Below are 23,973 nucleotides of genomic sequence, written 5' to 3'. Positions count from 1 at the left end.
AAGGTAAAACTTTCAAACACATATTCTAATCAGCAGGTATGCGCATTTGTAATCTGCACATCATCTCCCCGCATCTGCATATCTGAGATCTGCACATCCTCATATCTGCACATTTGGTTTTCCTCACAATTTTGCTTACTTTTCGTTATATACCTATATGAATTTTCTTTCGCATTATTATTTTGACCGTGATACCGCCAACTGCTACTTTGTATTAGGTACCGTATTGCCCGATCTTTTAAAGAATGCTGATAAAACCATTATACTGCATCCCGAGAAGTTAAAACATCCTGATAAAAATGTGAACACTATTATTGCCGGCTGGAACAAACACCTGGAGGTTGATAAGTATTTTCACAGTGATGACTTTTTCGTTACCCATTCGCATAATTTAAAAAAGGAACTTGCGCCGGCTATTATTGGTTCGCCGGTAAAGCCATTCTTTTTAGGGCATATCGCTATCGAACTGATATTGGACAACCTGCTTATTACCACCGGTGAAATAGGTATCAACGAATTTTATGATCATTTAGATAGCTGCCAGGAAGATACCATAGCGGAGTTTTTAAGTTTTGCGGAAATGAAAGACCCAAATAAATTTCTGCGGTTTTACCGCGAGTTTAGGCAAAGCCGCTACCTGCACACCTATATTAATGTAGACCAGATAACCTATGCCTTAAAACGTATTTGCATGCGTGTTTGGCGCAATCCTTTTACCATCCAGCAAGAGGCTGATATGACAGCTATACTATTGGGGTACCGGCTTGGTTTAATGAGTAGCTTTATGGATGTATTCAATAACATATCCGCCAAGCTGATTTCCCCCGCTCAAATTTGAAAAATTGCCTGCATCAGCATGATGTTTACGGCGGCGGTACTCACTTTTGTGAATAACTTACTCATCAAAAGTGCTTAAAAACCAATATTTAACATTTATTTTTCTTTTATATACCAAAAATATATCTGTACCTTTGCAGTCCCAATTGTATTGGGAAAAAGGAGAATAAATTTTTAATGGCAAAAAAACAAGAAGCAGAAAAAGAATTAAAAGCGAAGCAGGCAGAACTGGAGACAGTATCTGGTGCTCAAAAAGAAACTGTTGAATCGGAAGCAGATTCAATTTCGATCGAAGACATCAAGTCTCAGATCAATGTTACACCAGACCAGGATTTTGACTGGGATGCTGATGACAAAAAATTTGGTAACTACAGCGATAGCGACCGTGAGAAACTTGAAGCTTTGTATGATGGCACTTTCAGCTCTATCAACAAAGGCGAGATCATCTCTGGTACAGTTGTAAGCATCAATAACAAAGATGTGGTATTAAACATTGGCTTTAAATCTGATGGTTTAGTATCAGTTTCTGAATTCCGTGACATGCCTGAGCTTAAAGTAGGCGATGTTGTTGAAGTATTTGTTGAGTCGCAGGAAGATGCTAACGGTCAGTTGGTACTTTCACGTAAACGTGCTAAAACACAAAAATCATGGGAGCGCATTAATTCAGCTTTAGATAACGATGAGATCATCACCGGTTTTGTAAAAAGCCGTACAAAAGGTGGTTTAATTGTTGATATCATGGGCGTTGAAGCCTTCTTACCAGGTTCACAGATCGATATCAAACCTATACGTGATTACGATGTGTACGTTGGTAAAACAATGGAATTCAAAGTTGTTAAGATAAACCACGAGTTTAAAAACGTTGTGGTATCGCACAAAGTGCTTATCGAAGACGATCTTGAAAACCAAAAAACTGAAATTGTGGCCAAACTTGAAAAAGGCCAGGTATTGGAAGGTACCGTTAAAAACATTACTGACTTTGGTGTATTCATTGACCTTGGTGGTGTTGACGGTTTACTTCACATTACAGATATATCTTGGGGCCGTATCGAGCATCCACGCGAAGTTCTTGCATTGGATCAAAAGATTAACGTTGTTGTTCTTGACTTTGATGACGAGAAAAAACGTATCGCCCTTGGTTTAAAACAACTTACTCCACACCCTTGGCAGTCATTGGATGAGAACATCCAAATTGGCTCTAAGGTAAAAGGCAAAATTGTTACCGTTGCAGATTACGGTGCATTCTTAGAGATCATCCCTGGTGTTGAAGGTTTGATCCACGTATCAGAAATGTCATGGTCTCAAAACCTGCGTAACCCACAAGAGTTTTTGAAAGTTGGTGACGAAGTTGAAGCACAAGTTTTAACTTTAGACCGCGACGAGCGCAAAATGAGCCTTGGTATCAAACAATTAACTCCAGATCCATGGCAAAATGCAGGTGAGAAATATGCTGTAGGTACTCAGCATGTTGCTACCGTTAAAAACATGACCAACTTTGGTGTGTTTGTTGAGCTTGAAGATGGTATCGATGGTTTGATCCACATCTCTGATCTTTCATGGTCTAAGAAAATTAACCACCCTAACGAATTCACTAAAGTTGGTGAAAAATTAGACGTGGTAGTATTAGAGCTTGATATCGAGAACCGTAAACTGAGCTTAGGCCACAAACAGCTTGAAGAAAACCCTTGGGATACTTTCGAAACTGTATTCACCATCGATTCTATCCATGAAGGTACTGTTATCAAAGTAACTGATAAAGGTGCTATCGTAGCTTTACCTTACGGTGTTGAAGGCTTCTGCCCAACCAAACACCTGGTTAAAGAAGACGGTAAATCTATCAAAGCTGAAGAAACTGCTGAGTTCAAAATCATCGAGTTCAACAAAGAGAACAAGCGTATTGTAATTTCACACTCACGTATATGGGAAGAAGCTCGTGCTGATGCTCGTGTACAGGATTTCGAAAACCGCAAAAAAGAGGCAAAAACTGCCAGCAATGCTGTTAAGAAAGTGAAAGAATCAGTAGAAAAATCAACTTTAGGCGATCTTAGCGTTCTTGCTCAATTAAAAGAGCAAATGGAAGGCGCAGAAAGCAAAGCGGCTAAAAAACCGGCTGCTCCTGCTGCTAAGAAAGCAGAACCAGAAGCTGACGCAGCTACTGAAGAAGAGACTGAAGAAGTTTAATCTTTTAAAGTTTATACACAAAGCCCTTCCGAGTAATCGGGAGGGCTTTTTTATTGCGCTGGAAATAGATTTTAGAGCATTCTAAGCCAAATCATAATTCCTATAATCACCAAAAAATTTTACCTTTGCCCAAATCCAACCAAACGATGCAAAACCTGACGCTGCTCGACGGACAAAAATTTCAGATCACTATTCAGCGTTTATGTCGTCAGTTAATTGAAAATCATAACGATTTCTCAAACTCAGTTTTAATTGGCGTGCAACCGCGCGGCATTTACCTTGCCAAACGCGTAGCTGAAGAACTACGCAAGATATTACCACACAGTACCATTGAACAGGGCGACCTGGATATTACTTTTTACCGCGATGATTTCCGCAGGCAGGGAGCACCATTGGTGCCCAACCAAACACGCATTGATTTTATTATTGAAGGTAAAAGGGTAATTATGATGGATGATGTATTATGGACAGGCCGCACTATCCGCGCAGCTATGGATGCCTTACAGGCTTTTGGCAGGCCCGAAAAGGTTGAGTTACTTGCCCTGGTAGATCGACGATATTCGCGCCATATACCGGTTTCTGCAGATTACGTTGGTATAGAGGTTGATTCAATAGCATCTCAAAAGGTTGTGGTAAGCTGGAAAGAAACCGATGGCGAAGACAGGATTGTTTTGGTATCTGAGGTTAAAGAAGATTAAATATAGGATATGTCATTGCGAGGATTCCCGATGAATATCGGGAGACGCGGCAATCTCATAGCAATACATATACGCCGGTCCTGCGGGGAGATTGCCACGCTATCGCTCGCAATGACATGGTTTAAAAGTTGATAAAAACAAATGGCAGGACTAAGCACACGTCACCTTTTAGGAATTAAAGATCTGAACCGTAATGATATCGAGAAGATATTTGAAACGGCCGATAATTTTAAAACGGTGCTTAACCGACCTATCAAAAAAGTACCATCGCTTCGCGATGTTACCATTGCCAATATTTTCTTCGAAAACTCAACCCGTACCCGTTTATCATTTGAACTGGCCGAGAAAAGGCTATCTGCCGATGTGGTGAACTTTGCTGCATCTTCATCATCGGTAAGCAAAGGCGAGACTCTGATAGATACCGTTAATAACATCCTGGCGATGAAAGTGGATATGGTGGTAATGCGCCATCCATACGCAGGTGCCGGCATTTTCCTGTCTAAACACGTAAATGCACAAATAGTAAACGCCGGCGACGGGGCTCACGAACATCCTACGCAAGCATTGCTTGATGCTTTCTCTATCCGCGAGCGCTACGGTGATGTTGAAGGCAAAAAGGTGGTGATTGTAGGGGATATACTGCACTCGCGTGTGGCCTTGTCAAACATTTTATGCTTAAAGCAATTGGGTGCAGAAGTAATGGTTTGCGGGCCTACAACGCTTATTCCTAAATATATTGGCTCTTTAGGTGTCAAAGTTGAGCATGATCTGAGAAAAGCCCTTAACTGGTGCGATGTAGCCAACATGCTGCGTATACAGTTAGAGCGCCAGGACATTAAATATTTCCCATCGCTACGTGAGTACACCATGATGTTTGGTCTTAACAAACAGATACTGGACAGTCTCGATAAAGAGATAACAGTGATGCATCCCGGCCCCATAAACCGTGGTGTGGAAATAACCAGCGACGTGGCCGATAGCAAACAATCTATCATCTTAGACCAGGTAGAGAATGGCGTGGCAATTCGTATGGCCGTGCTTTACTTACTTGCAGGTCAGCAGGTATAATGTATTAACAAATTCCCTTGATTAAGCCTTCATCCTGGTGAACAGACAGACAAAGTTCTTTCAGTGGTAAGGTTTCTTGTTCATTGCCCTGGCCCCAAAAGGTAACTGTTTGCTCAGCCAGGTTCAGCTTTACATCCCATATATAGCGGATGTTACGCATGTTCCATTTTTTTACAAGTTTGCCGCTCCAGTTGTAGGCAACAACAGCTGTAGCACGGTTATCAGCAAACTCAAACATCCAGTAACTATGGTCGGCCCATCGTATTACCTGGGTTTCCGGTGGGTTACCAAAATCATCATTACTTTTAAGGGATATGCCGGTAAAGCCCTCGGGCATACTATTGGGGAGATTTGTTACAGGGACGGTTTCTATAAATGGAGCCATTAGATTTGGATTAGGTTATTAAGCTAATTTACTAATAATAAACTAAGTTATCCAATAGCTATCTTTAATTTTTGGTTAAATATAACCTTAAAAAGGGTGATTTTAGCTTTTTTAATTGCCCCGATCTTGTCAGATTACTCAAAATTTAATTTAAGATCGGCTATACATTAGTAGCTTTATTTAGGATATTTTTAGCTGCTGCTTGTCCGCTGCTTAATGCTGCTTCAACGGTTCCCATGGCAGTACCATCGTACAGATATTCTCCGGCAAAGAAAATGGTATCCTCAACAGCTTTACTTAAGGTAACGCGCCCAGCAGCTGTATTAACCTTATCATAAGCGTAAGAACCCCTCGTGAAGGGATCGGCTATCCAGTTCATGATCCTGCAGGCAGTTAGTTTGCCTTTAAGTTCGTTCACATCCCTTTTAAATATCAAGGCTAAAGATTGCAAGCCTTCATCTCGCAGCTCATTATCACTCATGTTGGCTTTTTCCAGTGCCCCCGGGCCACCTATCCAGCCGGTAAGTACTTTAGATCGGTCGGGCGCCTGTGTCCACCAGGTAGGTATCGCCTCCTCGCTGAACAGATAACCCATTTGCTCAACACTGTCTCCTGTTAGGCTACGTGTGGTATCATCCAGCCAAAAAGCATCGTCAAAAGCAAATAGCAGCTTGATAACTGTGCCAAATCCCATCTGCCCTATGGCAACTTCATGTTCAGTTAGGGATGGCTCAAATTTAATAGCTCCTGTTTCTCCGGCGTTGGCTTTGAGTACACCTAACGGAACGGCTATGAGCAGTTGCTCTGCCTCGTAAACAGTACCATCATTGAGCATGGCTGAAACATGCCTTTGTTGCCAGTTGATTTGACGAACAACAGCGTTGAGAAAGATTTGCCCGCCATTACTGCGGCAGCTTTTAGCCAGATAATTTATCAGGCTGCAGTAACCGCCATCTATCCGGCTTTGCGCTTCATAATCCTCATGCTCCCACTCATTGCGCAAAGCAAAGGTGCTGGCATCGCGCGGGTCTGCAGTGTCGTAGCCCGAAACAAAAGACCATACTGAGCTGCGCATTTCTGCGTATTTATCGCCGCTAAAATGCTGTTGCATAAAATCCCAAACCGGTATATCCTGCTCAACCTCGTTCAGGTGCTTAGTGAGCAGGTCCCAGTCGGCAATTACCATCTCATTTTCCTCGAACTTACCGTTTCGATAACGCCACATTTCAGCATCTGCGCTCCGGTGTTTTATACCGGCTTCTCTAAGTAAGTTAAGGGTTACAGGTAAGTTACCGTGTATAAATTCGGCACCAAGCTCGGTCTCCTTAAAAAATGATTCGTTGTTAACGGTGTAAACACGGCCACCTGTACGGTTACGGGCTTCTAAAACGGTCACTTTTTTACCGGCCTTGGCCAGCAAATGCGCAGCCATTAGCCCGGCAGCACCGGCGCCAACAATCAGGACTGTATTTTTCATAGATAGGTTTTGCAAGGTAAAACTAATAGTTGTAACATGCAAAAGCGAAGCGCTTCAGCACGATGCTATGCGCAAAAAGGGTAAAGAAAGGATCACTCCCTCTTTGCGAAGCAGAGAGGGGCAGGGGATGAGTCAACTATCTAAACAAACTCGCTAATTAATCCGAAAATATTACTTAATCCTCTCTTCGGGTTTTATGTTAATTTAGCGCCAAAATGTTATCGCCAAATGAAACAGTATTTTAAGGTTGATGAGTGGAGAATTATAGAAGAGGGCTTTAATCCTCATTTCAATAAAGTTGCAGAAAGTGTTTTTAGTTTAGGGAATGGCCGCATGGGTGGCCGTGCCAATTTTGAGGAAGCTTACAGCGGCGAAACGTTGCAGGGGAATTACGTTGCAGGTGTTTATTATCCCGACAAAACCCGTGTGGGCTGGTGGAAGAACGGTTATCCCGAGTATTTCGCAAAAGTGCTTAATGCCGCTAACTGGATAGGTATCGATGTTTCTTTGAACGGTGAACAGCTTGATCTTGCTAAATGTAAGGTGCTAAACTTTAGGCGCGAGCTGAACATGAAGGAAGGTTACCTGAAGCGAAATTTCAGGGCGGTGACAGCTACCGGTAAAGAGGTTGAAGTAGAGAGCATCCGCATAAACAGCCTTGCCGATGACGAGGCCGGCGCCATCAGCTATTCTATTAAACCGGTAAATTTTGGTGGTTACATCAAACTTACCCCATCTATAGATGGCGATGTGGTTAACAAAGATGCCAACTACGACGAAAAGTTTTGGGAGGAGGTATCTAAACACACCTGGAACGATGGGGGTGTGTTGCAAATGCGCACCAAGAAAACAGGTTTTGAAGTGGCTACCGGGATGAAGTATCATGTATCGGTCGATGGCGAACCTGAACACATTGAAGCCGAACCGGTAACACGTGAAAAGTACATCGGTACCGAGATAAGGATGGAGATAAAGCAAGGGCAACGCGTTACCTTGTGTAAATATGCCGCTAACCTTTCATCACAAAATCATCCGGCTGATGAGATGATGGGCCTTACGCAGGAGTTTTTAGAGCGTATATGCCACAAAGGTTTTGATGCCATGCTGGCAGAACAGGCAGCTGCCTGGGTCGAAAAATGGAAACAGAATGATATCATCATAGAGGGCGATGCAGCAGCGCAGCAGGGTATTCGCTTCAATATCTTCCAACTGAACCAAACTTACACCGGCGAGGATGACCGCCTTAACATTGGCCCTAAAGGCTTCACTGGAGAAAAATACGGTGGCTCAACTTATTGGGATACCGAAGCTTACTGCGTTCCGTTTTACCTCGCTACTGCGCCCCAAAAGGTATCGCGTAACTTGCTGCTTTACCGCTACAAGCAGTTAGGCAAGGCTATTGAAAATGCCAAGCTTTTAGGCTTTAAAGATGGTGCTGCCCTTTACCCGATGGTAACTATGGATGGTACCGAATGCCACAACGAGTGGGAGATAACCTTTGAGGAGATACACCGCAACGGCGCTATTGCCTTCGCTATTTTCAATTACGTTCGCTACACCGGCGATGAGCAATACCTGGCAGATTATGGCTTAGAAGTATTGATCGCTATCTCGCGTTTCTGGGCACAACGGGTTAACTGGTCGGCACAGCGCCAAAAATATGTGATGCTGGGCGTAACCGGCCCTAACGAGTATGAGAACAACGTTAACAACAACTGGTACACCAACACCATAGCCGTTTGGTGTATGCGCTATACGCTCGATGTAATAGGTAAAGTAAAGTCTGCAGATCTTGCCAAATACAGCGAACTTAAATACCGGATAGGTTTTAAGGAAGAAGCCGAGACGGCACATTTCCGCGATATCATCGAGAAGATGTACTATCCTTACGATGATAACCTAAAGATATTTTTACAGCAGGATAATTACTTGGATAAAGAGCAGACCCTGGTTAAAGACCTTTCCGCTTCAGACCGTCCGTTAGTGCAAAAATGGAGCTGGGACAGGATATTGCGTTCGCCGTTCATTAAACAGGCTGATGTATTACAGGGCTTGTATTTTTTTGAGGATGAATACGACATCGATACCATTCGCCGCAATTATGATTTTTATGAGCCGCGTACAGTGCATGAGTCTTCACTATCACCTTGCGTGCACTCTATCATAGCGGCCAAGCTGGGCGATATTGAAAGAGCTTACCAATTTTACCTGCGCACGTCGAGGCTGGATATTGACGATTATAACAACGACACAGAAGACGGTTGCCACATCACATCAATGGCCGGCACCTGGATGAGTGTTGTAGAAGGTTTTGGCGGTATGCGTGTTAAAGATGGGATGTTGTCCTTTGATCCGATGCTGCCCGCGGAATGGAAAGCACTTTCATTTAAAGTAGGCTTCAGAGGGGCGTTACTAAACGTTGAGATAAGCAAGCAAAGCGTTGTTATCAAAACCGATTCAGAAGAAGCCATCAGGCTCAAAGTGAATGGATCGGAGGTCAGCGTGAGCAGTGAGGCTTCTTTGGATTTAGAAAGATAACACAATATCAAGAAGATCCTGTCATTTCGAGCGAGCGGAAGAGCGGGATTGTGCTTTAGGGCGACGAGAAATCTTCTGCGAGCGAAAAGCACGCGTAAGTGCGTGAAGAAGATTTCTCCTCGCGGTCGCTCGTTCGAAATAACAGTGCGGAAAAGGACGCGTTTAGTTTTTCGCTGCGCTCAGAATGACAAATAGAATTAAGTATGCCAACCAACAAACTCATCATCTACCAACTATTACCGCGCTTGTTCGGTAACCAAAATACCACTAACAAATTCTATGGCTCGGTAGAAGAGAACGGCGTTGGCAAGCTTAAAGACATTAGCACAAAGGCCCTGGCTGAGATAAAAGCCATGGGCTTTACCCATGTTTGGTATACCGGGGTAATAGAACACGCTACCATGACAGATCATTCTGCCTTGGGTATCACTCCTGATGATCCCGATGTGGTGAAAGGTCGTGCCGGTTCGCCTTATGCTATAAAAGATTATTACGATATAGCCACCGATTTTGCGGTTGACCCTGAGTTTCGCATCTCAGAGTTTAAAGAACTGGTCGGTCGCACGCACAAGGCGGGCATGAAGGTAATCATTGATTTTGTGCCTAACCACGTGGCCCGTACCTACGGCTCTGATGTAAAGCCCGATGGAGTGCGCGATCTTGGTGCAGACGATGATACATCCGGTTACAGCCAGCATAACGATTTTTACTATATCGCTGGCCAGCATTTCCAGGTACCGCAAGGTTACAATCCGGGGGGGGATGAGTTTAGCTCACCGCTAAAAGACGGCAAGTTTGACGAGTTCCCTGCCAAAGCAACCGGTAACGATGTTTTCAACGCAGCGCCATCTATCAACGATTGGTTTGAGACCATCAAACTTAACTACGGCGTTTACCGCCCGGACGGACAAAGAAATGAGTTGCAGGAGATACCGCCGTTATGGAACAAAATGCGCCATATCCTCAGTTACTGGGCCGATATGGGTGTTGATGGCTTTCGCTGCGATATGATAGAGATGGTACCCGTTGAGTTTTGGGCATGGCTAACTCCGCAAATGAAACAGGCTTATCCCGGCCTTATCTTCATCGGCGAAGCTTACGATAAAAACCAATACGGTAATTATATTCATAACGGCGGCTTTGATTACTTGTACGATAAGGTTGGCTTATACGATGCTATCCGCAGGCTTACCTGTAATGATGATGGTGCCAGTACCTGGGAAATAAACGCTGTGTGGAACCACCATACCGCCGGCATTGATGAGCACATGCTGCGCTTTATGGAGAACCATGATGAACAGCGCATTGCCAGCGGGTTTTTCGCAGGCGATGCTATGCTGGCCGTTCCCGGGATGATCGTAAGCGCTACATTGAACACTGGTCCGGTTATGATATACGCCGGGCAGGAAGTTGGCGAACCGGCCGTTGGTGCGCAAGGCTTCAGCGGCGATGACGGCCGCACCACCATATTTGATTATTGGTGTATGCCGGAACTACAAAAGTGGACAAACAACGGCGCGTTTAACGGTGGTTTGTTATCTCCGCAGCAGAAACAACTGCGCGAGTTTTACGGCAAGCTACTTAATGTGACCGCTAAGAATGATGCCTTAAGCAACGGCGAATTTTACGAGCTGATGATGGCCAATGAGCAGCAGCCGGGGTTTGATACAAAGCTTTACATATATGCACGTTACACGGCTGATGAAAAAGTACTGGTTATCGTAAACTTTAATCGCGAAGAACGCAGCTTAACTGTGCAGATATCTGATGATCTTATATCAAAGCTTGCTTTGCAAGGTGCCAAAACATTTACCGATCTGTTAACAGGAAAAACGTTTAACACCGATAATATCAGCAACGGTTTGCAAATTGAAATAAACGCGATGGACGGTCTATTACTTGCAGTAAAAGCCGATTAAACTTTGCGGAAGTAGGCATGCAGGTAGCTATTGCCGTACAAGGCGGTGATGGTTTCCGGCTTGTTTGTTAAAAACTCATCGCAGGCCATTTTTACGCCAGGTGCAATATTGGGCATGATCCCGTTTTCGGCGGGGTCGTTGTAATCCATCAGTACACACAAAGCGCCCGGCGACATGCGCGGATAAACGCTGTTAAGGCAATGCAGCATTACTTCTTTATGTTCTTCAGCATTGCCGCCAAAACCACAATCAATGTGAACAAAACACAGCTTTTCGGGTAATTCGATAGGCAAGGTGTCGAAAAAATTCCCCTTGTGTATTAACGGCAACGGAAGCCCCGCGCTTGTGAAATTTTCTTTCAGCTTGTTTTCTATATCACCTTTAAATTTAAAAGATACGCCAAAACTATCGTAAACGTGCAATTGCACCTTTGAACCGCTATCTGTTATAACTTTACCAAATAACGCAGCACATTGGCCTGTAAACGTGCCCAGCTCCACAACATCACCTTCAACCCCGGTGTTTATTACATTTGTTAACAGGTGGTAATAATTGATGCGCTGCTCAACGGTGTTCATGTCAACTTGGTTGTCCAGCTCTTGTATCTGGTAGCCCGTATCTAAATACCTTAAGCCTTTATTAATAAACTTAATTAAAGGCGCTAACTTACCCGGTGCCGAGGCATAAGGTGGCTTGGTGATAAAATAATTGTTCACGTTAAAATATTTAAACCGTACCCCCTAAGGTATTATTATATTCTTAAAAATGCAGCCCTGTCTTAAAAGCATATTTTTGGCGTAATAATGGCATATAAAGTCAATAATTAAACAGATATTAGCTGTTACCAATAATTAAATTGATAGTAATATCATGCGCTGTAATGATAAATTAAAAACAGGGCATATTGATTTTTTTGAAAGAATATGGCAGAAAATGTACCTGACCCAAATCCTGAATTGATAACGGCGAAGTTGCTGCAGGTGGAAGAAATTGCGGTTGATGAGGAAGAGTTTCACCATCTTAACAACCCGGCAGAAAGCATAAAACCCATTGTAAAAAAATATCTTGGCACACCCAACCATGCCGAGAAAGTGGGTAACAGAATATTCTTTAGTGATGGCGATGCCAAAGTGGAGATCGTGGTGGTCACCAACGAGATCATCCGTGTGCGTTTAGCGCCTCACAGCGTTTTCTTAGAAGAGTTTTCTTATGCGGTTGAAAAACTGCCCCAAAAGCATGTAGATTTTACTTTGCTTGAAAATGAACTGGAATACCGTGTTTCAACTTCTGAGGTAAACTGTCATATCCGTAAGGCAGATTTCTTTATATCGTTCTCTGATAAGGATGATCATATCACTGATGCTGATGCCGTACCCATGCACTGGGAAGAGAATACCCAGTTTGGTGGTTACTACGTGTATTGCACTAAAACCACCCAAGAGCAGGAAAGCTTTTTTGGATTAGGCGATAAGGCCACAGAGTTTAACCTGCGTGGCAAGCGTTTGAAGAACTGGAATACCGATGCTTACTCATTCGGGTTCAACCAGGATCCGCTTTACCGTGCCATCCCGTTCTACATCAGTTTAAATGAAGGCATTGCTCACGGTATTTTCTTTGACAATACTTTCAAAGCACACTTTGATTTTGGATCTGAAGACCGCACCAAAACCAGTTTCTGGGCTGATGGTGGCGAGATGCAGTATTATTATATCCACGGCCCGCACATGATGGATGTGGTGAAAAACTACCATCTGCTTACCGGTACGCACCCTATGCCGCCGCTATGGGCGCTGGGTTATCATCAATGCCGATGGAGCTACTATCCCGAAAATAAGGTACGTGTAATAGCAAATGGTTTCCGCAAGAACCGCATCCCTTGCGACGGTATCTACCTGGATATCGATTATATGGATGGCTACCGTTGCTTTACTTGGAGCCCTAAATATTTTCCTAACCCCAAGAAGATGATCGCTGATTTGGCCGAAAGCGGCTTTAAAACGGTGGTGATCATTGATCCCGGTATCCGCGTGGATGATAATTACTGGGTATTTAAGGAAGGGAAGGAGAAAAAATATTTCTGTCGCCGTTGCGATGACTACTTTATGGAAGGCCACGTTTGGCCGGGCCGTTGCCAGTTCCCTGATTTTACCCACCCCGAGGTACGCGCCTGGTGGGGTGACCTGTTCGAAGGTTTGGTGGAAACAGGTGTTGCAGGTGTTTGGAATGATATGAACGAGCCGGCTGTATTTGGTTCGGGTACCTTCCCGGATGATGTGCGCCACCAGTACGATGGTTACCGTGGATCGCACCGTAAGGCACACAACGTTTATGGTATGCAGATGGTGCGCGCAACTTATGAAGGTTTGCGCAAGCAAATGAAAAATAAACGTCCATTCACCATCACGCGTGCCGGTTATTCGGGCGTGCAACGCTACTCGTCTGTTTGGACCGGTGATAACGTGGCATCATGGGAACACCTGAAGTTAGGGAATATCCAGTTGCAGCGCTTATCAGTATCAGGTATCTCATTTTGCGGTACCGACATAGGTGGCTTTAGCGGCGAACCTGACGGCGAATTGTTTACCCGATGGATCCAGATGGGAACATTCTCTCCGTTCATGCGCGCTCACTCTGCCGGTGATACCAAAGAGCGTGAGCCCTGGAGCTTCGGCGAGCCGTTTACATCTATTAACCGTAAATTTATAGAGTTACGTTACAGGCTTATCCCTTACCTGTACTCAACATTTTGGGAGCACCATCGCTATGGTTTTCCTATTCTGAGACCGGTGCTGATGCACGAGCAGGAAGTACTGTCTAACCATTTCCGCCAGGATGAATTTACTTACGGGGATAAAATATTGATATGCCCTGTTCTGGAGCCGGGACAAAAGAGCCGTAACGTGTATTTGCCAAAAGGTACCTGGTACGATTTCTGGAGCCTGGATGCAGTTGAGGGAGGTAGCGAAATAACTGTACCAACACCTTTAGACGTGATGCCGGTTTTCGTAAAGGCAGGCTCTGTTATTCCTGAATATCCGGTGATGCAATATACGGGCGAAAAAGAAATTGAGGAGGTGAAACTTAACATCTTCTACACTAACTACGAGGTCAATTCCTTCCTTTTCGAGGACTACGGTGAAACCTTCGCATACGAGCAGGATATTTATCTGGAGAAGAAATTTGTTGTGAACGGTGATGCCAACAAACTAACCATCAAACAAAGCATGGAAGGTTTGTACACCCCGCGTTACGAAGGATATCACTTTAAAATAAACGGCTTGCCTTTCGTGCCATCAAAAATTATAGCTGATGGTAAAGAGATAGGCAGCATCAGCGTAAATGCCGATAAAACCTACGAGTTTAAATTTACTAAGAACTTTAAGTTTATAGAGATATTTGGGTAGACTCACCCTGTCCCGATAGCTATCGGGATGCGCGACCCTCTTTCCGCTTGCGGAAAGAGGGTAAGAAAACAAACAGCCCTAACATTGTTGGGGCTGTTTGTTTATAAAATCATGTCAATTGCGAGAAGCGTAGCGACGTGGCAATCTCATCGCGTTTGAAATACCTGTTAAGAGATCGCCGCGCTATCGCTCGCAATTACAACTTATAAGTTTTTGTCATGCTGAGAAACGAAGCATCTGCCTGCGTTCATTGCCAGCGTTTAGATTCTTCGCTGTCGCTCAGAATGACAAAAGCTTTAATAAATCCCCTTCCCTGTAGAGGGGTTGGGGAGAGGCTTTCTCAGGCGTTTTTCTTTTTAAAGAAACATCTCCTTCTAAAGTCTGTTCTATAGTGATATATTTAGTTACATTTACTGTAACCGATTTACCGTTGGGCTTAAGCACCCGCACTCACTATGGCAAAACAAACTTCCAAACCAACCGATAAACTTACCGAGAGCAAACCCGTTAAAACCAGCAAAAAAGCAGCGACAAAAACTGTTGAAACAGCCCCTTCTGTAAGTGAACAAGTAGCGGTTAAAAAGCCTGCGGCCAAACGTGCTGTTAAGGCAAAAACTGATGAAACGGCACCTGTTGCTGATCAAAAGCCTTCAAAGGCAAAAGCTAAAAAGCTTGAGGTGGTGCAAAGTACAACGGGGTTAAAACCTGTTGAGCCATATAGCCGCTTTACCGATTTTGATATAGACCTGTTTAAGGGTGGTAAGCATTACAAACTTTACGAAAAGTTTGGTTCGCACGTGGTAGAGCATCATGGTGTGGTAGGTACGTATTTTGCCGTTTGGGCACCGAATGCGCAATATGTATCGGTTATAGGTAATTTTAACGGCTGGAACAGTGGTTCGCATTCGCTTAACCCTCGTTGGGATGCATCAGGCATTTGGGAAGGTTTTATCCCTCATGTAGGCGTCGGCGAAACTTATAAATACTTCATTAAATCATCAAGCGGTGAAACGCTGGAGAAAAGTGATCCTTTCGCTTTGCGTTGGGAGATTCCTCCGCATACGGCTTCCATTGTTGCTGATACTTTTTACGAGTGGAAAGACCAGGACTGGATGGCAAACCGTTACAAGCATAATGCGCTGGATAAACCATATTCTGTTTACGAAATGCATTTGGGTTCATGGGCGCGCAGTTCGGAGAGTCCTGACGAATTTTTAAATTATCGCCAGGTAGCAGAAAAACTGGTACCCTACATTACCGAAATGGGCTTTACACATGTAGAGTTTATGCCTTTGATGGAGCACCCTTATTATCCAAGCTGGGGTTACCAGATCACGGGTTTCTTTGCCGCTTCATCGCGTTATGGAACGCCGCAGGATCTGATGTATCTGGTTGAAGAACTGCACAAAGCGGGCATCGGGGTAATTTTCGATTGGGTACCTTCGCATTTTCCCGGCGATGCACATGGTTTATACCGGTTTGACGGTACACATGTATACGAGCATGAAGATGTGCGTAAAGGTTTCCACCCGGATTGGAAATCCTATATATTCAATTATGGTCGCAACGAGGTTAAGGCTTTCCTCATCAGTAACGCATTGTTTTGGTTAGACAGGTACCATATCGATGGCCTGCGTGTTGATGCTGTGGCATCCATGCTATATTTGGATTACTCCCGCAACCACGGCGAGTGGGAACCAAATATTTTCGGTGGTAATGAAAATCTTGAAGCCATTGATTTCCTCAAAGAGTTTAACTCAACCGTTTACAGCAACTTCCCCGATGTGCAAACCATTGCCGAAGAATCTACATCCTTCAGCGGGGTAAGCAGGCCGGTATTCACCGGTGGCCTGGGCTTTGGTATGAAATGGATGATGGGCTGGATGCACGATACCCTTAAGTATTTTGCCCGCGACCCTATCTACCGTAAATACCACCAGGATCAGCTGACCTTCAGTTTGGTCTATGCTTTCACTGAAAACTTTATGCTGCCGTTCTCGCATGATGAGGTAGTTTACGGCAAAGGATCCATGATAGGCAAAATGCCCGGCGACGACTGGCAGCGCTTTGCTAACCTGCGTGTGCTATACAGCTTTATGTTTACACATCCCGGTACCAAACTGCTGTTTATGGGCGGCGAGTTTGCACAAAGCGAAGAATGGAACTTCCAGTATTCATTAGACTGGCATTTGCTGGAGTATGATAGTCACTTCGGAATAAAAGAAACCGTTAAGGCACTTAACCAGCTTTACAGATCAGAGCCAGCGCTGTATGAGAAAGCGTTCGACTGGACAGGCTTCGAGTGGATAGATGCAGGTAACTATGAGCAGTCTATACTGGTGTTCATCCGCAAAGGTATTGATCGCGCAAATGACCTGTTAGTGGTTTTGAATATGACACCGGCGGTTCATCATAATTACAGGATAGGGGTACCTGCTGCAGGTAACTGGCAGGAGGTGTTTAACTCTGATAAGAAAGAGTACTGGGGTGGTGGCGTAGGCAATTTTGAACCACTCGCGTCTGAAAAAGAAGAATGGAGCGGTCGCCCTGATTCCATCACTATCACTATACCGCCTTTAGCAGCTGTTGTATTTAAACGTAACGACGCATCTTCGGCTAAAGCGAAAGGAGATAAGGCATGAGTGATGGGCGCGGCAAATTCTTTTACCTGTATCTGATAGGTGGTACGGTAGCCTTAGCATTGCTGGCGTACAGCATCATATCAACGTTTCCGGAAGTGAGTTACGGCGGTGCGTTGTTCTATATCATCCCAACGCTTTTGTTATATTACATGGCTTATAAAACCTACCATGTAAAAAAGGACGGCGAATTAATGTGATAATGCGTTTTTGACAGAGCGATGGAAATGATCAAGTTACTTTTGTACAATGTCGGTATTAACAGCACCTGAAAAGATAATTGCATACCCTTTAGCTAACTTGGCCGGCAACCGTACAGATATAACGGTTTACGCAGCCAATGGCGTTGATATCGTTATCGATGCTGCTTTTTTGAAACCACACCGTAAGGATTACTTTTTTATGGCGCTGGTTGAGCAGGGAGATAGCAGGCATTGGATAGATTTTTTGCCCTACACAATTAAACCCGGGCATTTCTATTTTACTGTTCCTCAGCAAGTACATCTTAAAGAAGAGAGCAAACCAATGAAAGGCTATGTGCTTAGCTTTACCGAAGCGTTTTTGATGCTGGAGGAAAACCGAACTTTGCGTAACCTGCCAATTATTACCAATCCTTTAAGCATGCATGAACTGATTTTAAGCGACGATGATTACGCTTATTTACAGGATGTGCTAAGCAAATTAACCAACGAATATAACGCAGGTGGCGTTTGGCAAAATCAGATGCTTGCATCGTGGCTGAGGGTAGCACTAATCTATCTAAGCAGGCTCTACAACGAGCAGTTTGGGGAACATAAAGTAAATCAGAATTATTGCTTAAGTTTATTCAGGAAATTTCAGGAACTGATAGGGGAGCACTACGCCACTACTCATGATGTAGCTTCTTATGCCGACTTATTAAATATTACGCCGGGCCATTTAAACGATAGTGTTAAACAGCACAGCGGCAAAACAGCCATCGGCCATATACACGACCGGCTATTGGTTGAGGCAAAACGCAGCCTGCTGCATACTGCGCTATCTGTTAAGGAGGTGGCCGACCAGTTAGGTTTTGAAGATGCCGCTTATTTTAACCGTTTCTTTAAACGCCTTACTAATACTACCCCAATGGCTTTCCGGCAACAAATCCGTGAAATGTACAATTAATGCCTTGCAATGTACAGCGGCCGTAAACCTGTGCTGCATTAGCTTTGCATTATGGAAAAACAAACTGTTTTAATAACCGGTGCCAATAAAGGTATTGGCCTGGAAACCGCCCGCCAGCTGGCTGTTGCCGGCTACCACATCTACCTGGGCTGCCGCGATGAAGTACGCGGTAACGAAGCCGTTGAGCAATTGCATAGCGAGGGTTTAACTAATGTTGAGCTATTGTTGATAGATGTTATCGACGATGAGTCCGTACAGCGTGCTTACGAAACTTTATCTGCAAAAATAGATCACCTGGATGTACTGATCAATAATGCAGGTATCCCGGGAAGCATCCCGCAGCCGGTGTTAAATACACCTATCGAAACTTACCGCAAGGTATATGAAGTGAACGTTTTCGGAGTGGCTCGCGTAACAAAAACCTTTGTGCCGCTAATGCAGAATTCGCCAAACCCGCGGATAGTTAACGTTACGTCAGACCTGGGATCGCTTGGCTTGCATACAGACCCAACATGGAGACATTATGAGGTAAAAACTGCTGCCTATGGTCCTTCAAAAAGCGCACTTAACGGGTACACTATTGCTTTGGCTTATGAGCTTAAAAATTTCAGGATAAATGCAGTTAACCCCGGCTATACTAAAACCGACTTTAACAACAACCAGGGCTACAAAACCGTTGAGGACGGTGCTGCTCCGATTGTTAAATATGCCATGATAGATAAGGATGGCCCAACCGGCGGTTACTTTAGTGATTACGGTGTTACGCCCTGGTAAGGTTAAATAAAAGATGTCATTGCGAGGATCCAAATGAATATCGAGAGACGTGGTAATCTCATAGGCAGTTCAGTATGCTTGTCCTATGAGGTTGCTTCTCCGCCAGCCGGCGGATCGCAATGACATGTTTTTTATTTCTCTTCATCCAGCAATCTCCGCGTTTCTTCTAACCCATTCTTTTCATCTTTAGGTAGTTCAGGGTACTCTGGTTTCATCTCTTTTAGCGTATGCAGTACAATGGTAGAAATAGCTATCCTGGTAAACCATTTTTTATCTGCAGGCAACACATACCATGGACATTCTTTTGTGCTGGTTTCTTTAATTGCTGTTTCATAAGCTTGCATGTAATCCTTCCAGCGTTCACGCTCTTTGATATCTGCAGCGCTAAATTTCCAGTTTTTCTCCGGGTCTTCTATGCGTTTTAAAAAGCGTTCTTTTTGTTCGTCTTTAGACAGGTACAGAAAGAATTTAATGATCACTGTTCCGTTTTCGGCTAAATGGCTTTCAAAGTTGCGGATACTCTCGTAACGTTGCTGCCAAAACTTTTTATCAATGTCGTCCACCTTTTTTATGCCGGGGATATTTTCCTTTAAGATAAATTCCGGGTGTACTTTAGTTACCAGTACATTCTCATAATGCGATCGGTTATGTATACCAATGCGTCCACGCTCGGGAAGTGATTTATAATGTCGCCACAAAAAATCATGTTCATAGTCCTCGGCACTTGGTTGTTTAAAACTGTACACCTGGCAGCCCTGCGGGTTTAAGCCCGACATGGTATGTGCGATGGCACTATCTTTCCCTGCTGCATCCATCGCCTGAAAAATGATAAGCAACGACTTGGAGTTTGCTGCATATAAGCGATTCTGCAGCTTTGCAGTTTCCTCGATCAGTTCGGCTAACAGGTCTTCGGCTTCTTCCTTTTTAAAATTCAAAGTGTCATCCGTACTGTAATCATCCAGCGAGAACTTCTTGGTATCGGCAACTTTAAAACGTTTGATCAGATCTTTCATGGTAGTATTAAGCAGGGGAGAGGGCAGAATGTTTTTGTTTGTTCGCAAGAAGGATTCTTGCTTTGTTTTGGATCGAAGGTATAACCTTCGACCAGTGAGTGGCACTTTTAAGTTTGCAGATAGCTTCGTGCCTCACAATGACACCTTGTGAAAAAAAGTGTGGGCAAAAAAAAGCCCCGCAATTGCGAGGCTCTTTCTTATAAGTGGCTAAAACTTACAGTTTACCAATTTCCTGAACAAGGTCAATCAGTTTGTTTGAGTAACCCCACTCGTTATCGTACCAAGATACAACTTTAACAAAAGTGTCGCTAAGTGCAATACCAGCTTTAGCATCAAAGATAGATGTGCGTGCATCACCTTTAAAGTCTTCTGATACTACTTCGTCTTCAGTATAACCTAAGATGCCCTTAAGCTCACCTTCTGACGCTTCTTTCATAGCAGCTTTAACTTGCTCGTAAGTAGCAGGAGTTTTTAAGCGTGCAGTTAAGTCAACTACAGATACGTCTGCAACCGGAACGCGGAATGACATACCTGTTAATTTGCCTTTTAACTGAGGTAATACCAAGCCTACAGCTTTAGCAGCACCTGTTGATGAAGGGATGATGTTCTGGTAAGCACCACGGCCACCTCTCCAGTCTTTAGCCGATGGGCCGTCAACTGTTTTTTGAGTTGCAGTTACTGCGTGGATAGTGCTCATTAAACCTTCTTCGATACCAAATTTATCATCCAATACTTTAGCGATAGGCGCTAAACAGTTGGTAGTACATGATGCGTTTGAAACGATGTTTTGATCTGCCTTTAATTGTTTGTGATTAACACCCATAACAAAGGTAGGGGTATCATCTTTAGCAGGCGCGCTCATTACTACTTTTTTAGCACCGGCGTCGATATGTTTTTGAGCGGTTTCCTGGGTAAGGAATAAACCTGTTGATTCGATGATCACTTCAGCACCAACTTCATTCCATTTAAGGTTTGCAGGATCTTTTTCAGCAGTTACACGGATAGTTTTACCGTTAACCACAAGGTGACCGCCTTCTACAGCGATGGTACCTTTAAACTGGCCGTGAGTTGAATCGTATTTTAACATGTAAGCCATGTAATCAGGCTCAACAAGGTCGTTGATACCTACTACTTCAACATCTGGTCTTTCAATAGCTGCTCTGAAAGCCAAGCGGCCGATACGGCCAAAGCCGTTGATTCCTATTTTCATGATTTTTAATTTTTGCTTGTATAATAAGTCAATAAGTGGTTTATAGGTTCTTTAATAATATCATTTACAACCACGCCGCTTTGCTTTGCAGCCTCGTGCAGGTACTCCTGAAAGTTTGAGGCCACACTACCGGCAAAATGCACAGGGGTATCGGGATGCTTTTTTTGTAGTGGTACTATGTAAGTATCCATCAGTTTTTTAAACCCGGTAGTTATCACATTTTGGATGTAGGCATCCTGTTTGTTTTCCAGGTAAAAATCACTGAAAGAGCTTAAGAACAGCGCAGGCTGCTTTTGGCGGTAAACCTTCTCGAGCAACGTTTTACGGTCGGCATCGTAGCGTTGTACAAATTTCTTTTTAATGTTAGCCGGTAGGGTCTCATTCATAAAACCCTTTATCAACTGCCGGCCAAGCCAGTTGCCGGAACCTTCATCTGCCAGCACGTATCCCAGGCCGTAATTATTACTAATTACCCTTTTACCATCGTACCAGGCGGCATTGCTTCCGCTGCCACAAATACTGATGATGCCCGGCATGTTACGGCAACAAGCTATGGCTGCACCTTCAATATCGTGCCCTATATGCACCTTGGCGAACTTAAAAAAAGTTGAAAAGGCGGCATGCACAATGCGCTGCAGCTCGGGCGTTGATGAACCTGCACCATAAAAATAAATGCGCTTTATTTCTTCGGCATGGTGGATAAGGTTGATGTTCTTGTTAAAAAGTTGTACGATGTACTTTTCATCGCTAAAATAGGGATTTATGGCGGCGGTATTGAATGATGCGACGGTTCTCGTCTTATCGGCTAATCGCCAGCCGGCATTGTTAGATCCACTATATACAACTGCAACCATTTATATCGATAATATATCTGACATTTCCATCAGATCCTCTTCCAGTTTAAACTGATGTTGGGTTAAGGCCTCTTCGAGGTCGGTTAATTTGATATGATTGGCCTCCAAACCAACCATCTTTTGTGTTTCGCCTTTTATTAAGGCATTTACGGCAGCAAAACCAAGGCGGCTACCCAGTATCCGGTCAAATGCCGACGGACTGCCACCGCGTTGTAAGTGGCCTAAGATAGTAACTTTTATATCGTAAAACTTAACCTGTTTCCTAACTTCTTCGGCAAGGTCATAAGCACCGCGTTTATCACCCTCTGCAACTATAACAATACTTGATGACTTTTTATTGTACTGCCCAGCCTTAAGATTCTCTATAAGATGCTCAATAGCCGTATCGCGCTCGGGTAATAAAATAGCCTCTGCTCCGCAGGATATTCCTGCACGCAGGGCAATAGCACCAGAGTCGCGGCCCATAACCTCTATAAAGAAAAGGCGGTCGTGTGCATCTGCGGTATCGCGTATCTTGTCAATAGCTTCGATTACGGTATTGGTAGCGGTATCAAAACCCAGTGTGTAGGTTGATCCGTACAGGTCGTTATCTATAGTACCGGGTACACCTATAACAGCTATATCAGGGTACTTTTTTGAAAAACGCAGCGCACCGGTAAATGTACCGTCGCCACCAATTACAACAAGGCCGTCAATGCCGTTAGCTTTTAAGTTTTTATATGCGGTTTCCATACCTTCATCAGTACGGAATGGTAAGCATCTTGCGGTTTTAAGAATGGTACCCCCAAGGTTAAGTATATTACTAACCGAGCGTGGGTCCATGTCATACATATTATTGTCGATAAGCCCCTGGTAGCCCTGGCGAACACCGGCTACGTGCAAGCCGTTATATATAGCGGTACGTACAACAGCCCTGATGCATGGATTCATGCCCGGGGCATCACCACCTGATGTAAGGACTGCGATCTTCGAAATTTTCTGCATCTTCTCTTTACTCAAGTAAATTGTAGTGCGAATATAAGGTGTCAGATTTACACCATTAAATTTATTTTTTATTTTTACAATAAGATTTAACAATTATCTTAGACCAATAAACCTAAAATTAAACCAACATTGGAAGTTAAGTTACCTACGTTTAACTCCGTATTCTCGATAGACTGTGTCATATTTGGATTTGAAGCGGGGGAGTTGAAAATATTGCTTATTGAGCGAAATGAGGAGCCTTACAAAGACTGGCTTGCATTGCCCGGCTATATTGTGGAGCAGGACGAAAGTATTGATAATGCTGCCGAGCGGATATTGTATGAACTTACCGGCCTGCGCGACCTGCACATGCAGCAGTTCCACACCTTCGGCGAAGTGAACCGCCACCCCCAAGGTCGTGTGATCACTGTAGCCTACTATGCATTAATACGTATTAACGGGCAAAAAGAACTGAAGCCCATTACACAATATGCTAAAAGCGCTTTCTGGCATCCCGTTAATGAATTGCCAAAATTGGCGTTTGACCATACCGAGATCTTCCAGACAGGGTTTAATAAACTGCGTCGCCGTTTAAATTATCAGCCTATTGCGTTTGAGTTGCTGCCCGAGAAGTTTACACTTACCCAACTGCAATCCCTTTATGAGGCCGTGCTTAACAAAAAGTTGGATAAACGCAACTTCCGTAAAAAGATGCTGAGCTATGGTTTCCTGAAAGAGCTGGACGAAAAGCAAAAAGGCGTATCATATCGCGCTGCGAAACTTTACAAGTTTGACCGCCGTAAATACACCAAGATATTCCAGAACGAATTGAACCTGGATAGCTAAAGAGCTCCAAGAGGTCAAGAG

19 protein-coding genes are annotated in these 23,973 nt (G+C 44.0%); 12 read left to right on the top strand and 7 right to left on the bottom strand.

What is annotated here, in order from left to right; genetic code table 11:
• Window positions 1–157 precede the first annotated feature (157 nt).
• The 4 genes from FPZ42_RS09260 (at window position 158) to FPZ42_RS09245 (ending at window position 4,784) form a co-directional block, all read left to right on the top strand.
• Entirely contained in the window at window positions 158–838 is a 681-nt protein-coding gene (locus FPZ42_RS09260; protein WP_146270598.1) for a hypothetical protein, read from the top strand.
• A 176-nt stretch (window positions 839–1,014) separates the two neighbouring features.
• Window positions 1,015–3,018 (top strand): 30S ribosomal protein S1, encoded by a 2,004-nt coding sequence (rpsA, locus tag FPZ42_RS09255; RefSeq protein ID WP_146270596.1) that lies wholly within the window; start codon window positions 1,015–1,017, stop codon window positions 3,016–3,018.
• A 146-nt stretch (window positions 3,019–3,164) separates the two neighbouring features.
• Window positions 3,165–3,716 (top strand): bifunctional pyr operon transcriptional regulator/uracil phosphoribosyltransferase PyrR, encoded by a 552-nt coding sequence (gene pyrR / locus FPZ42_RS09250; RefSeq protein ID WP_146270594.1) that lies wholly within the window; start codon window positions 3,165–3,167, stop codon window positions 3,714–3,716.
• Between the two features lie 141 nt (window positions 3,717–3,857).
• On the top strand, window positions 3,858–4,784 hold the full coding sequence (locus tag FPZ42_RS09245; RefSeq protein ID WP_146270592.1) for an aspartate carbamoyltransferase catalytic subunit: 927 nt from the start codon (window positions 3,858–3,860) through the stop codon (window positions 4,782–4,784).
• A 4-nt stretch (window positions 4,785–4,788) separates the two neighbouring features.
• Here FPZ42_RS09245 and FPZ42_RS09240 read toward each other — a convergent pair whose 3' ends face one another.
• Window positions 4,789–5,169 carry a hypothetical protein gene (locus FPZ42_RS09240; protein WP_146270590.1) on the bottom strand — a complete coding sequence of 127 codons (381 nt, stop codon included), beginning with the start codon at window positions 5,167–5,169 and terminating at the stop codon, window positions 4,789–4,791.
• Window positions 5,170–5,329: 160 nt separating this feature from the next.
• Window positions 5,330–6,646 (bottom strand): flavin monoamine oxidase family protein, encoded by a 1,317-nt coding sequence (locus FPZ42_RS09235; protein WP_146270588.1) that lies wholly within the window; start codon window positions 6,644–6,646, stop codon window positions 5,330–5,332.
• 228 nt (window positions 6,647–6,874) lie between these two features.
• Between FPZ42_RS09235 and FPZ42_RS09230 the strand changes: the two genes are divergently transcribed.
• Together FPZ42_RS09230 and FPZ42_RS09225 are read left to right on the top strand one after the other, a co-directional pair.
• Window positions 6,875–9,184 carry a glycoside hydrolase family 65 protein gene (locus FPZ42_RS09230; RefSeq protein ID WP_146270586.1) on the top strand — a complete coding sequence of 770 codons (2,310 nt, stop codon included), beginning with the start codon at window positions 6,875–6,877 and terminating at the stop codon, window positions 9,182–9,184.
• A gap of 203 nt (window positions 9,185–9,387) precedes the next feature.
• A complete protein-coding gene (locus FPZ42_RS09225) occupies window positions 9,388–11,103 on the top strand; it encodes an alpha-amylase family glycosyl hydrolase (RefSeq protein ID WP_146270584.1) in 1,716 nt (571 codons plus the stop codon).
• On the opposite strand, the gene FPZ42_RS09220 is transcribed toward FPZ42_RS09225, so the two are convergent.
• Window positions 11,100–11,819 carry a hypothetical protein gene (locus FPZ42_RS09220; protein WP_146270582.1) on the bottom strand — a complete coding sequence of 240 codons (720 nt, stop codon included), beginning with the start codon at window positions 11,817–11,819 and terminating at the stop codon, window positions 11,100–11,102. The two genes, FPZ42_RS09225 and FPZ42_RS09220, sit on opposite strands and share 4 nt — an antisense overlap.
• Before the next feature lie 207 nt (window positions 11,820–12,026).
• Between FPZ42_RS09220 and FPZ42_RS09215 the strand changes: the two genes are divergently transcribed.
• The 5 genes from FPZ42_RS09215 to FPZ42_RS09195 all read left to right on the top strand — a co-directional run bounded on the left by FPZ42_RS09215 (window position 12,027) and on the right by FPZ42_RS09195 (window position 19,066).
• Entirely contained in the window at window positions 12,027–14,507 is a 2,481-nt protein-coding gene (locus tag FPZ42_RS09215; RefSeq protein WP_146270580.1) for a glycoside hydrolase family 31 protein, read from the top strand.
• A gap of 455 nt (window positions 14,508–14,962) precedes the next feature.
• On the top strand, window positions 14,963–17,149 hold the full coding sequence (gene glgB, locus FPZ42_RS09210) for a 1,4-alpha-glucan branching protein GlgB (RefSeq protein ID WP_146270578.1): 2,187 nt from the start codon (window positions 14,963–14,965) through the stop codon (window positions 17,147–17,149).
• Window positions 17,146–17,346, top strand: a complete 201-nt coding sequence (locus tag FPZ42_RS09205; protein WP_146270576.1) for a hypothetical protein — start codon at window positions 17,146–17,148, stop codon at window positions 17,344–17,346. The genes glgB and FPZ42_RS09205 overlap by 4 nt, the downstream gene beginning before the upstream one ends.
• Window positions 17,347–17,395: 49 nt before the next feature.
• Window positions 17,396–18,292, top strand: coding sequence for a helix-turn-helix domain-containing protein (locus FPZ42_RS09200; protein WP_146270574.1), 897 nt, complete (start codon window positions 17,396–17,398; stop codon window positions 18,290–18,292).
• A 51-nt stretch (window positions 18,293–18,343) separates the two neighbouring features.
• Window positions 18,344–19,066 carry an SDR family oxidoreductase gene (locus FPZ42_RS09195; protein WP_146270572.1) on the top strand — a complete coding sequence of 241 codons (723 nt, stop codon included), beginning with the start codon at window positions 18,344–18,346 and terminating at the stop codon, window positions 19,064–19,066.
• Between the two features lie 131 nt (window positions 19,067–19,197).
• Here the strand turns inward: FPZ42_RS09195 and FPZ42_RS09190 are convergent, their stop codons facing one another.
• From FPZ42_RS09190 to pfkA, 4 genes are all read right to left on the bottom strand, one after another.
• Window positions 19,198–20,079 (bottom strand): polyphosphate kinase 2 family protein, encoded by an 882-nt coding sequence (locus FPZ42_RS09190; RefSeq protein WP_146270570.1) that lies wholly within the window; start codon window positions 20,077–20,079, stop codon window positions 19,198–19,200.
• Between the two features lie 214 nt (window positions 20,080–20,293).
• Window positions 20,294–21,289 carry a type I glyceraldehyde-3-phosphate dehydrogenase gene (gene gap, locus FPZ42_RS09185; RefSeq protein ID WP_146270568.1) on the bottom strand — a complete coding sequence of 332 codons (996 nt, stop codon included), beginning with the start codon at window positions 21,287–21,289 and terminating at the stop codon, window positions 20,294–20,296.
• A gap of 5 nt (window positions 21,290–21,294) precedes the next feature.
• Entirely contained in the window at window positions 21,295–22,143 is an 849-nt protein-coding gene (locus FPZ42_RS09180) for a hypothetical protein (protein WP_146270566.1), read from the bottom strand.
• Window positions 22,144–23,127 carry a 6-phosphofructokinase gene (gene pfkA, locus FPZ42_RS09175; RefSeq protein WP_146270564.1) on the bottom strand — a complete coding sequence of 328 codons (984 nt, stop codon included), beginning with the start codon at window positions 23,125–23,127 and terminating at the stop codon, window positions 22,144–22,146.
• A gap of 129 nt (window positions 23,128–23,256) precedes the next feature.
• On the opposite strand from pfkA, the gene FPZ42_RS09170 reads away from it, so the two are divergent.
• The gene (locus tag FPZ42_RS09170; protein ID WP_146270562.1) at window positions 23,257–23,952 is read left to right on the top strand and encodes an NUDIX hydrolase; all 696 of its coding nucleotides are present in this window, start codon (window positions 23,257–23,259) and stop codon (window positions 23,950–23,952) included.
• Window positions 23,953–23,973: the final 21 nt, after the last annotated feature.

The sequence above is a fragment of the Mucilaginibacter achroorhodeus genome (genome assembly GCF_007846095.1).
Classification (GTDB): Bacteria; Bacteroidota; Bacteroidia; order Sphingobacteriales; family Sphingobacteriaceae; genus Mucilaginibacter; species Mucilaginibacter achroorhodeus.
Note: the sequence above shows the minus strand (reverse complement) of the source record. Positions and strands in the feature narration are given on the sequence as shown.

Excerpts from the sequence above, each read along its gene's own strand:
- FPZ42_RS09230 (WP_146270586.1), top strand. The coding sequence starts at position 6,875 with ATGAAACAGTATTTTAAGGTTGATGAGTGGAGAATTATAGAAGAGGGC.
- FPZ42_RS09260 (WP_146270598.1), top strand. The coding sequence starts at position 158 with ATGAATTTTCTTTCGCATTATTATTTTGACCGTGATACCGCCAACTGC.
- FPZ42_RS09190 (WP_146270570.1), bottom strand. The coding sequence starts at position 20,079 with ATGAAAGATCTGATCAAACGTTTTAAAGTTGCCGATACCAAGAAGTTC.
- FPZ42_RS09205 (WP_146270576.1), top strand. The coding sequence starts at position 17,146 with ATGAGTGATGGGCGCGGCAAATTCTTTTACCTGTATCTGATAGGTGGT.
- FPZ42_RS09225 (WP_146270584.1), top strand. The coding sequence starts at position 9,388 with ATGCCAACCAACAAACTCATCATCTACCAACTATTACCGCGCTTGTTC.
- FPZ42_RS09245 (WP_146270592.1), top strand. The coding sequence starts at position 3,858 with ATGGCAGGACTAAGCACACGTCACCTTTTAGGAATTAAAGATCTGAAC.
- FPZ42_RS09200 (WP_146270574.1), top strand. The coding sequence starts at position 17,396 with ATGTCGGTATTAACAGCACCTGAAAAGATAATTGCATACCCTTTAGCT.
- pfkA (WP_146270564.1), bottom strand. The coding sequence starts at position 23,127 with ATGCAGAAAATTTCGAAGATCGCAGTCCTTACATCAGGTGGTGATGCC.
- FPZ42_RS09180 (WP_146270566.1), bottom strand. The coding sequence starts at position 22,143 with ATGGTTGCAGTTGTATATAGTGGATCTAACAATGCCGGCTGGCGATTA.
- FPZ42_RS09240 (WP_146270590.1), bottom strand. The coding sequence starts at position 5,169 with ATGGCTCCATTTATAGAAACCGTCCCTGTAACAAATCTCCCCAATAGT.
- rpsA (WP_146270596.1), top strand. The coding sequence starts at position 1,015 with ATGGCAAAAAAACAAGAAGCAGAAAAAGAATTAAAAGCGAAGCAGGCA.
- gap (WP_146270568.1), bottom strand. The coding sequence starts at position 21,289 with ATGAAAATAGGAATCAACGGCTTTGGCCGTATCGGCCGCTTGGCTTTC.
- FPZ42_RS09195 (WP_146270572.1), top strand. The coding sequence starts at position 18,344 with ATGGAAAAACAAACTGTTTTAATAACCGGTGCCAATAAAGGTATTGGC.
- glgB (WP_146270578.1), top strand. The coding sequence starts at position 14,963 with ATGGCAAAACAAACTTCCAAACCAACCGATAAACTTACCGAGAGCAAA.
- FPZ42_RS09215 (WP_146270580.1), top strand. The coding sequence starts at position 12,027 with ATGGCAGAAAATGTACCTGACCCAAATCCTGAATTGATAACGGCGAAG.
- FPZ42_RS09235 (WP_146270588.1), bottom strand. The coding sequence starts at position 6,646 with ATGAAAAATACAGTCCTGATTGTTGGCGCCGGTGCTGCCGGGCTAATG.
- pyrR (WP_146270594.1), top strand. The coding sequence starts at position 3,165 with ATGCAAAACCTGACGCTGCTCGACGGACAAAAATTTCAGATCACTATT.